15 protein-coding genes are annotated in these 14,976 nt (G+C 32.3%); 8 read left to right on the forward strand and 7 right to left on the reverse strand.

The window, feature by feature from the left end:
• The first annotated feature begins 8 nt into the window (after positions 1-8).
• Positions 9-593, forward strand: a complete 585-nt coding sequence (locus EQ921_RS06615) for a hypothetical protein (RefSeq protein WP_128331051.1) — start codon at positions 9-11, stop codon at positions 591-593.
• 326 nt (positions 594-919) lie between these two features.
• Here EQ921_RS06615 and EQ921_RS06620 read toward each other — a convergent pair whose 3' ends face one another.
• Positions 920-1,537, reverse strand: a complete 618-nt coding sequence (locus EQ921_RS06620; RefSeq protein ID WP_255424446.1) for a cysteine hydrolase family protein — start codon at positions 1,535-1,537, stop codon at positions 920-922.
• A 156-nt stretch (positions 1,538-1,693) separates the two neighbouring features.
• Between EQ921_RS06620 and EQ921_RS06625 the strand changes: the two genes are divergently transcribed.
• Positions 1,694-2,035 carry a helix-turn-helix domain-containing protein gene (locus tag EQ921_RS06625; protein ID WP_128331053.1) on the forward strand — a complete coding sequence of 114 codons (342 nt, stop codon included), beginning with the start codon at positions 1,694-1,696 and terminating at the stop codon, positions 2,033-2,035.
• Positions 2,036-2,125: 90 nt separating this feature from the next.
• Here the strand turns inward: EQ921_RS06625 and EQ921_RS06630 are convergent, their stop codons facing one another.
• The 4 genes from EQ921_RS06630 to EQ921_RS06645 all read right to left on the reverse strand — a co-directional run bounded on the left by EQ921_RS06630 (position 2,126) and on the right by EQ921_RS06645 (position 4,773).
• Positions 2,126-2,671, reverse strand: coding sequence for an RNA methyltransferase (locus tag EQ921_RS06630; protein WP_128331054.1), 546 nt, complete (start codon positions 2,669-2,671; stop codon positions 2,126-2,128).
• 69 nt (positions 2,672-2,740) lie between these two features.
• Positions 2,741-3,508: a class I SAM-dependent methyltransferase gene (locus tag EQ921_RS06635; protein ID WP_128148830.1), complete on the reverse strand. Its 768-nt coding sequence runs from the start codon at positions 3,506-3,508 to the stop codon at positions 2,741-2,743.
• 6 nt (positions 3,509-3,514) lie between these two features.
• Positions 3,515-4,333, reverse strand: coding sequence for a type I methionyl aminopeptidase (map, locus tag EQ921_RS06640; RefSeq protein WP_128148832.1), 819 nt, complete (start codon positions 4,331-4,333; stop codon positions 3,515-3,517).
• Positions 4,330-4,773: a BT0820 family HAD-type phosphatase gene (locus EQ921_RS06645; protein WP_370449502.1), complete on the reverse strand. Its 444-nt coding sequence runs from the start codon at positions 4,771-4,773 to the stop codon at positions 4,330-4,332. Before EQ921_RS06645 ends, map begins: the two co-directional genes overlap by 4 nt.
• Before the next feature lie 266 nt (positions 4,774-5,039).
• On the opposite strand from EQ921_RS06645, the gene EQ921_RS06650 reads away from it, so the two are divergent.
• Positions 5,040-5,573, forward strand: coding sequence for a DUF4136 domain-containing protein (locus EQ921_RS06650; protein WP_128148834.1), 534 nt, complete (start codon positions 5,040-5,042; stop codon positions 5,571-5,573).
• Between the two features lie 46 nt (positions 5,574-5,619).
• On the opposite strand, the gene EQ921_RS06655 is transcribed toward EQ921_RS06650, so the two are convergent.
• Positions 5,620-6,684 (reverse strand): alpha/beta hydrolase, encoded by a 1,065-nt coding sequence (locus tag EQ921_RS06655; RefSeq protein WP_128331055.1) that lies wholly within the window; start codon positions 6,682-6,684, stop codon positions 5,620-5,622.
• Between the two features lie 6 nt (positions 6,685-6,690).
• A complete protein-coding gene (locus tag EQ921_RS06660) occupies positions 6,691-9,021 on the reverse strand; it encodes a TonB-dependent receptor (RefSeq protein WP_128331056.1) in 2,331 nt (776 codons plus the stop codon).
• A gap of 209 nt (positions 9,022-9,230) precedes the next feature.
• Between EQ921_RS06660 and EQ921_RS06665 the strand changes: the two genes are divergently transcribed.
• The 5 genes from EQ921_RS06665 (at position 9,231) to EQ921_RS06685 (ending at position 14,958) form a co-directional block, all read left to right on the forward strand.
• On the forward strand, positions 9,231-10,901 hold the full coding sequence (locus tag EQ921_RS06665) for an amino acid permease (RefSeq protein ID WP_128331057.1): 1,671 nt from the start codon (positions 9,231-9,233) through the stop codon (positions 10,899-10,901).
• A 23-nt stretch (positions 10,902-10,924) separates the two neighbouring features.
• On the forward strand, positions 10,925-12,580 hold the full coding sequence (locus EQ921_RS06670; protein WP_128331058.1) for an amino acid permease: 1,656 nt from the start codon (positions 10,925-10,927) through the stop codon (positions 12,578-12,580).
• Positions 12,581-12,845: 265 nt separating this feature from the next.
• Complete coding sequence (locus EQ921_RS06675; protein WP_128331059.1) at positions 12,846-13,568, forward strand: pirin family protein; 723 nt, start codon at positions 12,846-12,848, stop codon at positions 13,566-13,568.
• A 180-nt stretch (positions 13,569-13,748) separates the two neighbouring features.
• Positions 13,749-14,660: a DnaJ C-terminal domain-containing protein gene (locus EQ921_RS06680; RefSeq protein ID WP_128331060.1), complete on the forward strand. Its 912-nt coding sequence runs from the start codon at positions 13,749-13,751 to the stop codon at positions 14,658-14,660.
• Positions 14,661-14,670: 10 nt separating this feature from the next.
• A complete protein-coding gene (locus EQ921_RS06685) occupies positions 14,671-14,958 on the forward strand; it encodes a chaperone modulator CbpM (protein WP_128148847.1) in 288 nt (95 codons plus the stop codon).
• The last annotated feature ends 18 nt before the right edge of the window (positions 14,959-14,976 follow it).

Consider the following 14,976-nt stretch of genomic DNA (forward strand, 5'->3'; position numbering starts at 1 on the left):
CTTATATCATGTACAAAAAAACTATCTACTCATTATTTTCTCTATTTATAACACTCTTGATCAATGCTCAAAAAATGGAAGTATTATCCGGTGATTTTAATTTCTTAAAAAATGTAAAAGAGATTAATGTTGTCTTTGATTATTCAGACGTTACTTTTTATAGGAAAAAAATGCCTGAGAGCCAATATATACAGTTACGTAGTGATCAGGTGGAGGCTAAAGAAACTACTGAGAATTGGCAGCAAACCTGGAACGAATACAAAGAAATAAAATTTCCTGATAAGTTTTTCGCCAGTGCTAACAAGTATATCGAACCTAATACAATTACATTTACTAAAAACAGCCAGAGTCCGTATACTTTAATTATTAAGACCATTTGGATAAGACCTGGCTCAGCAATATTACAAGCCTTAGTAAGTACTACCCTGCATTTTGTAGAAACTAATAATCCTTCAAAAGAGCTTTTAGTTATTTCTAGTAAAGAAGCACCAGGAAAGAGTTATGCAATCCACAGAAATATTATAATTTCGGAAGGTTATGCTATGACTGGTAAGAAACTGGCTAATCTTTTGAATAAAAAAATTAAACCTTAGTTTTTTACTGGCTGTTTGCATAAATAAAGACACCAAATTTCTTATAAATTATTACTATTAAAACAATTTTTAGTAAAAAAATTATTAACGGTTTTTATTAATTTGATTCCTAAAACATAATTATATATTTTTACATTTAAGAGTTTTTGTGTTTTATAAAAAATGAGCTATTTTATCCCATAAAACCTTACATTGATCATATAAGGTTTTATGAGAGGCCATTCAAGATTTACAATTTGGTTTATCTAAGAGAAAATTTATTAGTTTGAAACATTTCGCTTTTCTGGAATAATTTTCATGATTTATGCTCAATTTATATATTTGGTTTAGTATGTTTTGATTTTTGACAAAAACTCTTGTGTATTTTCTATAGATGAATAATAATATCTTAAAGCTGCCAAAAATGCTATTTGTACATTATTTGAAGTTACAGTAGCCCCATCAACTGACAGATCTTTGGTTGCACAAGCATCACTAATGATCGTACAATTAAAATTATAATCTTTTGCAGCTCTTACTGTAGCATCAATACACATATGTGTCATCATTCCGCAGATAACTAAATCAGTGATATTTTGAGCTTTCAGGTATTCTAACAGTTCTGTATTTATAAAGCTATTAGGGTAATTTTTAATAATTACCTTTTCCTGTGCAAGTGGTGCTACGTTTTCATGAATCTCTGCACCTTTGGTATTGGGAATAAAAAATGTTGAACCACTTCGTAAGGAAAAATGTTTTATATGTATCACGGGTATAGAGTCCTGTCTAAATTTGTTTAGAATCTTTTTAGCATTTAAACTTGCTTCAAGTGAGCCTGATAATGGATTTGCTCCTCCTTCAAAATAATCATTCTGAATATCTATAATCAGTAACGCTTGTTTTGAGTTTTTTCGCTGTCCATTAATTTGAATTAGCCCAGTAAAAAATATAATCAAAAGCCACACTAAAATATTTTTCTTTTTCATATTTAAACTATTTAGATTGTTAGTATGGGGTAAAAGTAAAACTTATATATATTTGTGTCAAGTATATACATTTTTGTATACTACATACTTTATTGTATGTAATATTGATTATTAATAACTTAAATAATTAAAAAAATGGATAATAATTCAAAAAAAGAAATTTGTGTTCTTGATTTTGCCTTTCAACGTATAGGTGGTAAATATAAAGGACGAATTCTATGGGCTTTACATAAACATAATGTGATGAGATATGGTGAATTAAGACGTAATATATCTGGTATTACAACTAAAATGTTAACTCAAACTTTACGTGAGCTAGAAATGGATATGTTAATTCACAGAGAAATGTATCCTCAGGTTCCACCCAAAGTAGAATATACACTTACTGAAGAGGGAAAAGAATTAATCCCTTTTATAAAGTTTCTTGTTGAATGGGGTTATAAAAAAATGTTAGCATTTAAATTATCAGAAAAATAATTTTTCAATAAGAGCCTGAATTGTAAGAATTTGTTTGCTTTTGATTTTATAAATTTTTATTTTGAATTTAAGCTTTGGCAAATATGCTGCTTATGAGAAAGCTTTATACCACTCCCATAAGATAATTCCTGTACAAACACTTACATTCAGAGAGTGTTTGGTTCCTGATTGAGGAATTTCAACAAAAACATCAATCTCTTGCAATATATTTTCACTAATTCCTTCTACTTCATTCCCCATTATAATTGCAAATTTTTTACTGGTATCAATCTTATAGTCTTGCAGTAGGGTACTCCCTTTTACCTGTTCAATTCCAACGATAAGGTATCCCTCATTTTTTAGCGATTTAATCAATTCCGATATGCTTTCCAAATGCTGCCAATATACACTTTCTGTTGCTCCCAAAGCAGTTTTTTGTATTTCTCTGTGAGGGGGAGTTGGGGTGATTCCACATAAGTAAATTTTTTCCATAGAAAAAGCATCTGAGGTACGGAAGACGGAACCTACATTGTGCATGGAACGTACATTATCTAATAAAATTACTACGGGAATTTTATCACTTTCTTTAAATTCTTCTACGGATTTTCGATTAAGGGCTTCCAGTTTTAACTTTTCTGGTTTTTGAAACAAATTCATATTGGTATTTATTTAACTCAACAATTTTAAGTTAGTAGCTGATTTTTGTAAATGGGAAAAGGATCTCTTTTATTTTTTTCTAACTACTGGTAAAATTTCATTATGTGAAAGAGAGTACCTTTTGAATACTTCAGGAGACAAGGTTTCATAATATTTTACTTGTTCTACTTCAAAACCGGCTTTTTCCAAACGTTTGAAATAATCCAACCCGTACCAGCGAACATGATCATACTGTCCAAAGTGTTTTTTTCGCTCCTCTTTTTCAGTAATTGAAAAATCTTCATACGTTTTTTCTTCATTATATCTCATGGGAACCTGAAATATTCCCCATCCTCCCGGTTTCATTACTCTGTATAATTCAGACATTGCTTTGGAATCGTCCTCAATATGTTCTAATACATGATTACAAAATACTACATCAAATTCATCATCTTTAAATGGTAAATCCAATATGTCTGCTTTGACGTCCACAATAGGGGAATATAAATCAGCTGTGGTATATTGCAAATTTTTTAATTCTTTAAACCGCTTTAAAAAGCATTGTTCGGGTGCTATACTTAGTACATTAAGATTTGCGGTAAAGAAATCTGTATCATTTTTCAGATATAGCCACATAAGTCTATGCCGTTCTAATGATAAGGTTCCGGGAGCCAATACGTTATCCCTGACCTTACCATATCCGTAAGGTAAAAATTTTCTATACGATTTCCCGTCTATAGGGTCGGTAAATTTATTTCCTCTGTAAAAAACGGATATTAACGGTGCCAGAATGTAGCTGAATTTAATAAGTATTGGCCTTGGAATTAAATTCAAAAAAAATTTAAATATACTTTTCATTTAAATTTATGAAAGAGTAGGTTTAAATAAAAATTCTTCTTCTTCGTCTGAGGTTATTCCCTGAGCTTCATAAATATATTTATAGGTGCTTAATAGCTTGGGTAAACCATCTACTACAGCAACATCATGTTCAAAGTGACAAGAAGGCTTATTATCCTGTGTAGTTACCGTCCATCCGTCATTGTGAAACTTAACTTTGTAAGTACCCAGATTAATCATAGGCTCAATAGCAATAACCAAACCCTCTTCTATTTTCGGACCGCTTCCCTTTCGTCCATAATTTGGAACCTGCGGGTCTTCATGCATGTCTTTTCCTAAACCATGACCAACCAATTCTCTTACCACTCCGTACCCTGCATTTTCACACATAAGCTGAATAGCAAAACTAATATCTCCTATCCGATTACCTGCTTTGCATTTTTTTATTCCAGCATAAAGACTTTTTTTGGTAATATCCATCATTTTTTTTACCTCATCAGAAATTTCACCTACTGAAAATGTATAGGCCTGATCTCCATAGAATCCATTAATCAAAGCACCACAATCTATAGAAATTATCTCTCCTTCCTCTAAAGGTTTATTATTAGGTATTCCGTGCACAACCTGCTCATTTGGAGACATGCAAAGTGTGTTAGGAAAATCATACATTCCTAAAAAACCGGGAATTGCACCGTGATCTCTAATATATTCTTCAGCAAGTTTATCTAAATGCAAGGTGGTTACACCTGGCTTTACTTCTTTAGCCAACATTCCCAATGTTTTGGAAACCAATTGAGCACTTTCGTACATCAACTCTATTTCTTCTTTTGTTTTTAATTTTATCATGATCCGAATACTCGTGAAAAAAATCCTTTTTTACTTTTAGTTTTTCTTTTTGAATATGGAATAATTTCTCTTCCTTCTACTCCAAATTCTATTTTTTCCCGAATTATTTCATAAACTTCTCCCCAACCCGGAAAACCTCCTAGGTTTCTGTCATCTATGAAATAATCTGCATTAATTTTTCTACTTTGTCCTTCACTATCAAAGACTTCCCCTTCAAAGCTTGAATTAACAGCATAAAACTCAATTCCGTTTTTTTTGCAAAACTCTACTGCTTCATTAAGTCTGTTTCCATGCCGATAAGTCCAAAGTATAAGACGATACCCTCTTTCCTGAAGTTTTTTCATAGTATCAAACGCAAAAATTAAAGGTTTTCCTATTTCAGGATATCTATCTTCTACTATGGTTCCGTCGAAATCTACTGCAATGATCTTATTATTCATAATAAAAAAATTAATATTTATGGTATTAAAAATTATTTGCAAAGTTATACAATTTCACTCATCTTTCCTTCATATAAGACCTTGATTTTTATACGATCATCAAATACAATTGAAAAGTAACGGTTGTTTAATTATGAATTTATATAAAATCATGAAAATATTTAATTATACTGCGGTTCTTTTTTTATAAAAAAAATAATATAAATTTATCAACTTTGGTATAATATTAGATATTTTTTTTACATTAAAATTTTAATTTTTTAACTATGAAACTAAAACTTTTATTGATAAGCGGTATGTGTTTATTACTTGCAAGTTGTGCTATCAGTACATCTTATGATTATGATAAAACTGCTGATTTCTCCCAATATAAAACATTTAGTATTTATCAGGAAGGAATTGATCAGTTAAAATTGAATGATTTAGATAAAAATCGTATTGTAAGAGCACTTGTCGGACAATTAAAAGCGAAAGGTTTATCTGAATCTGCTGATGGGGATTTAAAAGTAAATGTTTTAGCTTCCTCGAAAAAAGTCATCAATGTAGATAACAATCCTTATTGGGGAGGTCCCTGGGGATGGGGATATGGCTGGTCTAGTTCCAGCACAGTATATGAAACACGAGAAGGAAAACTTACTGTTCATTTGGTAGACTCTAAGAAAAATATTTTGGTATGGGAAGGTATTGCTGAAGGTTTTGATGTTAACAATATAGCTAACAAAGAAGATCAAATAAATAAAGCTATACAGAAAGTATTTACTTATTACCCTCCTAAAGAAAAGAAAAATTCTTATTATTAAAATAAAAAAATCTCAAAATTTAAATTTTGAGATTTTTTTTTTACTGTTATCTATTATTCCTTATTATCAACTCAATTTCTTTAGTTTTATCTGATTGCTTTTTATTTAAAAGGTTGTAATCCAAAATTTTTTGGGCACCTTCAAATTCTTTGACAGACAATGCATATTCAGCCAGATTATTTATTAAGGTTTCAGAAGGTATAAATTTATACCCCAGCTGCTCAGATAAATGATCGTAGGTTATCTTAATCAATTCCGGATTTTCGGGTATTTTTTTTACAGGTAAAGTAATTCCTTGAAAATTAAACTTTAAAGCATCGTACATACCCGGTAAAATTACAGTCCCATGATCTTCCTCAGCATAATATTTCCATTTACTCCTTAATCCATTACTTTTATACAAACTATCTATAACCTCATCACAAAACATCTGTATGGATTCAGAATGTTCACTTTTATCTTTTCCCTCATCTTTTGCCTTAGCAATAAATACATTTATTCCTTTATAATTAATTCCCTTTTCCATTTTTAAAGCTTCATTGAATATTTTCCTGTTGTCCCACCAGATACTGGGATCTAAAGCTATATAGGAATTGAAAGAAACAGGGTTATGTATAAGTGTATAAAGCGTAAATAAACCTCCGAACGAATGACCTATCAAAGTATTATACCCGTTCGTTCGGTATTGGGTATTAATATACGGTCTGAGCTCTTTTATTAAAAAATTATGAAAATTCACTGCCCCACCACTATTTTCAAAGAAAACTTTTTCGTCTCTTTTCAAAAAAGATTTTGAAGGAGTAAGATCCCGTGTCCGATCTGTGTTAACTATACCGATGATTATCGATTCGGGCATATAATTATACATACCTTTAGTAAATGCTTTTTGAATTGCTACTAAAGAATGAAAATTAGTTTCTCCATCAATTAAATATATAACCGGATATTCAGAAGAACCTTTTTTATACTCGGGAGGAGTATATACCCAGAATTCTCTTTCTTCATTTAAAATTTGTGAATAAATCTTATATTTTTCTCCTATTATAATTGATTCCTGTGCATTTAATCCAAAAGAACTCAGGAAACAGATAAATATTACAAATGCTTTCATACGTATTTAAAAATTAAATGTTAAAGAGGCCAGAATTTGCTTAGGTTTTTGCGGTTGCCCCCAGTAACTGCTTGTCCAATATTTTTCATTTGTAAGATTATTTATCTTACAGGATAACTTGTAGCGCGCCTGACTATAATAAATTCCTGCATCCCAGGTCGTAAATCCTTTTAGTTCAAAAGTATTGGCATCATCCCAATAACTTTTACTTACAGAATTACCTCCTAGTCCTACTCCCAGCCCTTTTAACCAACCATTTTCAAGAGTATACTCTGTCCAGAAATTAAATGAGTTATAAGGGGTATTATAAGGATGTTTACCTTCTATAGTCGAGTTAGCTTTTATATATCTACTGTCGTTATATCCGTAACCTAAAAATATATTCCAGCCTGTTAATGGTATTGCTTTAATCTCAATATCAATACCTTTACTTTTTCTGGTTCCATCCTGTACAGTAAATGTTTCCGAGCCGTCTGAAACAGTTCGCAGAGAATTCTTTACTTTAATATCATAATAACTTAGAGTTGATATAATTCTATGATTCCAAATATCAAATTTTATTCCTGTTTCCCATTGATTTGCATGTTCCGGTTTATAGCTTTTCTTTTGTCCTGCGGGTGAACCTGTATCCACCACATTATTAAATCCATCCATATAATTTCCAAAAAGAGATATTTGATTTTTTACCAACTCATACGCAATTCCCAGCTTGGGAGACCAGGAAGTTTGATCCGTATTGTAATTATATGCCTCCATATTCAGATAATTCCCACCTTTGGCTTTATAATAATCCATGCGTAATGAAAACATAAAGTTTAATCTTTCCTTTATATTTATCACATCAGAAACATACACACCCAAAGTATTATGTTTTCTAAAATACTCTGCAAAAGGAGTTGTTCCAGCAATCAATGAATTATATTTATCAACAGATAAAGATACATCGGACTGATTAACATCAATAATATCATAAGCAATCTGAGACCTTTTATCTTCTGTTGTGTAATATAAATAATCAATACCTAGTAAAAGATCATTTTTTAAATCTCCCCAATTAAATCTTCCTACAAAATTCTGCTGAAAATTATAACGGGTAAAAGTACTGGGGATCTGCATAATTTTTCTTTGTACATGTTCATTATCCGTAAATGTAAGAAAGAGGTAATTTGCTTTGTTATCGGACTTGGAAAACGAAAAAAGACTCTGAGAATTCCAAACCTCAGATACTCTGTAATTGGCTTCAGCAAATGCATTGAAAACATCGGCCTCACTTACCAGATTCTTATCTGAAAGAGATCTTTCCGTATTATATTTCAATTTATTAAATGAGTTTACCGTAACTCCTTTTCCTTTCCCATAAAAGCTGGTATTACCTGATGTATGAAATAATTCAAAATCTAAATTAAGAATTAATCGATCTGTTACCTTATACGTTAAACTGGGATCTATAGCCCAAGTGTTCCTACCGGAATAATCCTGAAAATAATCCTCTTTATGCACCAATGTGTTAATTCTAAAAAACAATGCGGAATCTTTAATTGGTGTATTTAAATCTGCTGTTAAACGGGATAATCCCCAGGAACCTGTTGTATAACTTATATTGCCTCCAAACTTCTGATATGGTTTTTTGGTAATTTTATTAATCATTCCCCCATAGGAAATAACAGAACCAAATAAAGTTCCGGAAGGCCCTTTAACTACATCTAAACGTTCTACGTTTATCATGTCAGTTAAAGTAGCTGAATTAGTTGACAAACCGTTACGTAAACCTATGTCTGTACTGAATCCTCTCATCATTACATAGAGACCTATTCCGCCAGATCCGGGTCCCTGTACACTATTGCTGGCTCCAGGCACATTTTTAAGCGCATCTTCCGTGCCTGTTATTACCTGATTACTCAGCATTTCTTTAGTTATTACTGTATATACCTGTGGATTCTCGATATTTTTCAAGGGTAATTTAGCCACATAATTACTATTAGCATTTAATTTATTTCCCTGAATAACGATTTCATTAATTTCAAGTTCTTTATCTTCATTTAATTTTACATTAAAATAATAATTTTTATACTTATCTATACGAATCTGATCAGTAAAAATAATTTCATTTTTATACCAGACCTGGATATCATACCTTCCTAAACCAGTCAGCTTAAGTTCAAATTTACCCTTTATGTCTGTTCGGACTCTAAACACTGAATCTTTAAGAAATCTAATTTCTGCATCAGCAATCGGTAAGCCATTAGATGCTTCAACTTTTCCCTCTATAAAAGAAAAATGTTGACTATATAAAGTCAAAAAAAGAAAAAATGCTGTTAAGCTAAAGTATATTTTCATAAGGATCTATATTTTGATGAGCAAATGTATAAATTAATTTAGATCAATTCTAAATAGTTACTAAATAATTTATCTTGAGTTGAAATAAAAAAAATTTAGTTTTAATCTGAACCATAATAGAAAATAAGTAATTAATGCAATAAAAGTTAATTTTATTTTTATTTTTGTACCCATCGTAATATTTCTACTACAACACATAAAAAATACGAATGAATATTAACTCGCTTTTTCAAAAAAAAAACATTGCTGATTTACAAGAAGTAAATAATTCATCGCAGCTTAATAAAGTACTAAGCATCAAAGATTTAACTTTTTTCGGCATCGCAGCTATTATTGGTGCAGGAATTTTTAGCACCATAGGTCGAGCTTCCTATGAGGGAGGTCCCGCTGTTTCTCTTTTATTTGTCTTTGTTGCTATAGCCTGCATATTTACAGCTTTATGCTATGCTCAGTTTGCTTCTATGATACCCGTTAGTGGAAGTGCGTATACCTATGCTTATGTTTCTTTAGGCGAAATATTTGCATGGACTATTGGATGGGCTTTAATTCTGGAATATGCCGTCTCCAATATGGTAATATCCATTTCATGGTCAGGATATTTTGTTTCAATGCTTAAAGGATTTGGCATCAATTGGCCAGAATGGCTGGCTATAGACTATTGGAATGCTCACAAAGCTTACCTTGAAGTTCAGACTCAGCAACTCTCTGCTTCAGCAACAACATTAAAACTGGCGAAAATTTTTGAATCAGCACCTGAAATAGCAGGAATTAAAATATTATTCAATCTCCCTGCCGGTTTAATAACTTTAGCTGTTACTGCTCTGGCTTATATAGGAATTAAAGAATCTACAAGGGTAAGCAATGCTCTGGTATGGATTAAGCTGGTTGTAATTGTCGGGATTATTGCCATTGGAGCTTTTTATGTAAAACCTGAAAACTGGACACCTTTTTTACCTAATGGGTTTGAAGGCGTTATGGGAGGAGTTGCAGCTGTTTTCTTTTCTTTTATAGGCTTTGATTCCATTTCCACCACGGCAGAAGAATGTAAAAATCCACAAAGGGATCTTCCACGCGCAATGATATACTGCATTATAATCTGTACGGTATTATATGCCTCCATAGCTTTAATTTTAACTGGTATGGTCAATTTCAGCGAACTTAAAGTCGATGACCCGCTGGCTTATGTTTTTGATAAAATCGGAATGAATTTCATTGCAGGTGTAATTTCAGTAAGTGCCGTAATTGCCATGACAGGAGCAATATTGGTATATCAGGTGGGACAACCCAGAATCTGGATGACCATGAGCCGTGACGGACTTCTTTGGAAACCTTTTGGCAGGATTCACAAAAAATATCATACCCCTGCTTTTGCTACTGTAGTTGCCGGATTTTTTGTTGGTATACCTGCCATGTTTATAGATATGCAGATCGTTGTAGATTTAACCAGCGTCGGGACTTTTTTTGCTTTTATCCTTGTGTGTTCCGGAGTTCTTTTTCTTGATTATAAAGGATATTCCAAACAAGCTAAATTTAAACTCCCTTATTTTAACGGGCAATATTTAATTGGAATATTGTTCCTATTGGGTTTATATTTATTTATTAACCATACTGATTACAAAAGCATCTTATCAGATAAACCTCTGCTTTCAATTTTCTGGCTGGTTTGGCTAGGCTTATCTTTATCATCGCTAAAATATAAATTTTCATTATTGCCGGTACTTGGAATCTTGTTTAATTTATATTTGATGACTGAGCTTGGCTGGTCTAACTGGGGCATGTTCCTTATCTGGTTAATCATAGGACTTGCCATTTATTTCTTATACGGAAAACGCAACAGTAAACTAGATCAGTTGTTAAGAAAAAAACAAGAATTTTTATAAGATAAATAAGAACTATCCAAAGTATGAATTTAAATTCATTATTTAGAAGAAAGTCTATTTCAAGCCTTGATGCTGAAAGTAATGATAAATCACAACTTCATAAAGTACTGGGAGTAAAGGATCTTACTTTTTTAGGTGTAGCAGCTATTGTAGGAGCAGGTATATTCAGCACCATTGGTAGGGCTTCCTACGAAGGAGGTCCTGCGGTTTCATTACTTTTTATTTTGGTAGCCACTGCCTGTATCTTTACTGCACTATGCTATGCTCAATTTGCATCCATGATCCCTATAAGTGGTAGTGCTTATACTTATACGTATGCTTCTTTAGGAGAAATATTCGCATGGGTAATAGGCTGGGCCTTACTTTTGGAATACGCTGTTTCCAATATGGTAGTAGCCATATCCTGGTCAGAGTATTTTACTACTATGCTGGCTGGTTTCGGTGTCCATTGGCCCGGATGGCTGGAAATTGATTATGGCTCTGCTAAAGCTGCTTTTATACAAGTTCGAGATGCTCATGTTGGAGATCATATTCCAGACTCTGTTCTTAAAGCAGCCAAGTCTTACGCTTCAGCTCCAGAAATGGGAGGCATAAAAATTTTATTTGATCTACCAGCCGGATTAGTCACTTTATTTATAACTTTTGTTGTCTACATAGGTATCAAAGAATCTAAAAATCTAAGCAACCTATTGGTTTACCTTAAATTGGGAGTCATACTTTTAGTAATTATTGCCGGTTCTTTTTTTGTAAAACCTGAAAATTGGTCTCCTTTTCTTCCCAATGGTTTTGGTGGAGTAATGGGAGGTGTTGCAGCCGTATTTTTTGCTTTTATAGGGTTTGATTCTATTTCAACTACCGCAGAAGAAGCAAAAAATCCGCAAAAAGATTTACCCAAAGCTATGATTTACTGTTTGATTATCTGTACAGTATTATATGTGGTGCTCTCATTAATCCTTACTGGAATGGTAAATTACAAAGAACTTAAAGTAGATGATCCGCTGGCTTATGTCTTTGGTAAAGTCGACATGAATTTCATAGCCGGCATAATTTCAGTGAGTGCAGTTATTTCAATAACCAGCACCTTACTAGTCTATCAGATCGGCCAGCCAAGAATATGGATGTCTATGAGCCGTGACGGACTACTAGGAAAAAAATTTGGGGAAATAAATAAAAAATACAGGACTCCTGGTTTTTCAACTTTGCTTACCGGAGTTATTGTGGGTATACCTGCCATGTTCCTGGATATGCAGTTTGTAGTGGATCTAACCAGTGTGGGTACTTTTTTTGCCTTCATTCTTGTTTGCTCCGGAACTTTGTATCTCGAACACAAAGGAGAAACTCAAAAAGCAAAATTCAAAATTCCTTATATCAACAGCCAGTTTATTACCGGTATCGGATTTATTTTAAGTCTATTTTTCCTTTTTACACAGACTGATTACGAGAGCTTAATTAAAGAAAAACCATTACTGGTTATTTTTTGGATTGTCTGGGCTGCTTTATCTATAGCTACTCTTAAATATAAGTTTTCTCTACTTCCCGTTTTAGGCATATTATTCAATTTTTACCTAATGACAGAATTAGGATGGTCCAACTGGTTGATGTTTATATTCTGGTTACTCATAGGACTTGCCATATATTTTTTATATAGCTATAAAAACAGTAAGTTGAACAAAAAATAATTTGTTTAATATTTATCATTTATATTTCAAATATATATTTTATACAGGTAATGAAAGTGTTAATAAAATTCAGAAGTAAATTTTATCTACTTAAATCATTGATACTATTAAAATATACGACAAGTTGTCTTAAATCCATCCTTTATCTGACTAAATGACAGCGCCTTATAAACATTAAATTAAATTGTTTTTTACACTTATCTTAGATCAAGGGATTTAGCACTTAGTCGTTTTACCTTTGCATTATATAAAAAAGAGATTTATCATGAAAACAACTTTGTATGTCGCCAGCAGTAGAGGACATGCAAATCACGGCTGGTTAGATTCCTATCATACTTTTAGCTTTGCAAACTATTTTGATCCGGAACGAATTCAGTTCGGAGCTTTGCGAGTGATAAACGATGATATTGTCAAAGAAGGCAAAGGTTTTGGTTTACACCCTCATAAAAATATGGAAATTATTTCAATTCCTCTTTATGGTGATTTGGAACATAAAGATGATATGGGTAATTCCCAAACAATAAAATCTGGAGATGTACAGGTCATGAGTGCCGGCTCAGGAGTACAACACAGCGAGTACAATCCTAATCCGCAAAAACCTGTCAATTTCTTTCAGATATGGATTTTACCTGCTCAGCAGAATGTTACTCCCAGATACGAACAGAAAACTTTTAATTTTTTTGATCATAAAAATAAACTTATCTCTATTGTATCTCCTGTTTCAGAATGTACCGAAAATGAATTAGGCATTTACCAAAATGCCTGGATGAGCACAGGAATTTTTGACAATACTCAGAGTATAGATTACAAAATGCATCTTTCAAACAATGGCTTGTATGCAATGGTTATAGAAGGTGAATTTTTGATTGAAGGTAAAAAATTAACCCGGCGTGACGGCTTAGCCATTTGGGAAACGAATTCTGTAACAATAAAATCTATAACGGATAATTCCAGACTGTTACTTATTGAAGTACCCATGAATCCTTAACACATTTAATATATTGTTTCTTATTTCTAAAAACCGGAAGATATTATTATCTTCCGGTTTTTAATATTTTATTCTAACCAAAAGTATATATGACAATGGATACTTTGGTTTAGAATTTGTAACTATAATAAAATATAAAATTAAAATATTTTAGATTAATACAAAAACTACAAGACATATATGGCATTTATAGATTACTATAAAGTATTAGGTTTGGATAAAAATGCTACTCAGGATGATATTAAAAAAGCATACAGAAAGCTTGCCCGAAAATATCATCCGGATCTGAATCCTGATGATAAAGAAGCACATATGAAATTTCAGCAGATTAATGAAGCTAATGAAGTTTTAAGTGATGCTGAGAAAAGAAAAAAATATGACCAATACGGTGAGAACTGGAAGCATGCGGATCAATTTGAACAGGCTCGCCAACGACAAGGTTCCGAAGGGCAATATTATTACGACAATACAGGAAATCCTTTTGAGGGGTATTCTCAAGGGTTTGGAACTGAAGATTTTTCAGATTTTTTTAGTGAAATGTTTGGAAACAGAGGTGCTAGAAGCCGAGGAGGTAGAAGCTCTCAATTTAAAGGACAGGATTATACGACCGAGTTACATTTATCTTTAAAGGAGGCCGCTAACACTCATAAACAAACACTTAATGTAAATGGCAAGCAAATAAGAATTACCATTCCTGCCGGCGTGAACAACGGGCAACAAATAAAGCTTAACGGGCAGGGTGGAGAAGGAATGAATGGAGGACCTAAAGGCGATTTGTATATTACATTTGTTATTTCTGATGATCCTGATTTTAAAAGATTAAATAATGATCTTACCACGGTAGCAGAAATTGATTTGTACACTGCTGTTTTAGGAGGTGAAACTACAGTTTCCACTCTTGACGGAAAGGTAAAGCTTAAAGTTGCACCCGGCACTCAAAATGATACACGCGTGCGATTAAAAGGTAAAGGTTTTCCTGTTTACAAAAAAGAAGGACAGCATGGAGATTTATTTGTAACATATAAAGTTAAAATTCCAACTCAATTAAGCGATAAACAAAAGGATCTATTTAAACAATTGGCAGAATCATAAAAATTTAACTATGGAAAACGAATTTATAACATTACAGGAATACTGTATCCATTATAAGGTAGACCCTTCTTTTATTGAGGAGCTCGAAGGACTGGGATTGATACAAATCCATGTTAAAGAAAAAACTAAATATATTCCTTTTGAGGCACTTTCTGAGCTGGAATCTTACAGCCGGATGTTTTATGATTTAGAAATAAACATGCAGGGAATAGATGCTATACATCATTTGCTCTATAAAATCAGAAACTTACATCAGGAAATGAATGAATTGAGAAACAGATTACGGTATTACGAATAAATATTCTCTGATTATTAA

Source organism: Apibacter sp. HY039 (assembly GCF_004023655.1).
Taxonomy (GTDB): domain Bacteria; phylum Bacteroidota; class Bacteroidia; order Flavobacteriales; family Weeksellaceae; genus Apibacter; species Apibacter raozihei.

Coding starts and splice junctions, on each gene's coding strand:
- EQ921_RS06615 (WP_128331051.1), top strand. CDS start 9: ATGTACAAAAAAACTATCTACTCATTATTTTCTCTATTTATAACACTC.
- EQ921_RS06625 (WP_128331053.1), top strand. CDS start 1,694: ATGGATAATAATTCAAAAAAAGAAATTTGTGTTCTTGATTTTGCCTTT.
- EQ921_RS06630 (WP_128331054.1), bottom strand. CDS start 2,671: ATGAATTTGTTTCAAAAACCAGAAAAGTTAAAACTGGAAGCCCTTAAT.
- EQ921_RS06635 (WP_128148830.1), bottom strand. CDS start 3,508: ATGAAAAGTATATTTAAATTTTTTTTGAATTTAATTCCAAGGCCAATA.
- map (WP_128148832.1), bottom strand. CDS start 4,333: ATGATAAAATTAAAAACAAAAGAAGAAATAGAGTTGATGTACGAAAGT.
- EQ921_RS06645 (WP_370449502.1), bottom strand. CDS start 4,773: ATGAATAATAAGATCATTGCAGTAGATTTCGACGGAACCATAGTAGAA.
- EQ921_RS06650 (WP_128148834.1), top strand. CDS start 5,040: ATGAAACTAAAACTTTTATTGATAAGCGGTATGTGTTTATTACTTGCA.
- EQ921_RS06655 (WP_128331055.1), bottom strand. CDS start 6,684: ATGAAAGCATTTGTAATATTTATCTGTTTCCTGAGTTCTTTTGGATTA.
- EQ921_RS06660 (WP_128331056.1), bottom strand. CDS start 9,021: ATGAAAATATACTTTAGCTTAACAGCATTTTTTCTTTTTTTGACTTTA.
- EQ921_RS06665 (WP_128331057.1), top strand. CDS start 9,231: ATGAATATTAACTCGCTTTTTCAAAAAAAAAACATTGCTGATTTACAA.
- EQ921_RS06670 (WP_128331058.1), top strand. CDS start 10,925: ATGAATTTAAATTCATTATTTAGAAGAAAGTCTATTTCAAGCCTTGAT.
- EQ921_RS06675 (WP_128331059.1), top strand. CDS start 12,846: ATGAAAACAACTTTGTATGTCGCCAGCAGTAGAGGACATGCAAATCAC.
- EQ921_RS06680 (WP_128331060.1), top strand. CDS start 13,749: ATGGCATTTATAGATTACTATAAAGTATTAGGTTTGGATAAAAATGCT.
- EQ921_RS06685 (WP_128148847.1), top strand. CDS start 14,671: ATGGAAAACGAATTTATAACATTACAGGAATACTGTATCCATTATAAG.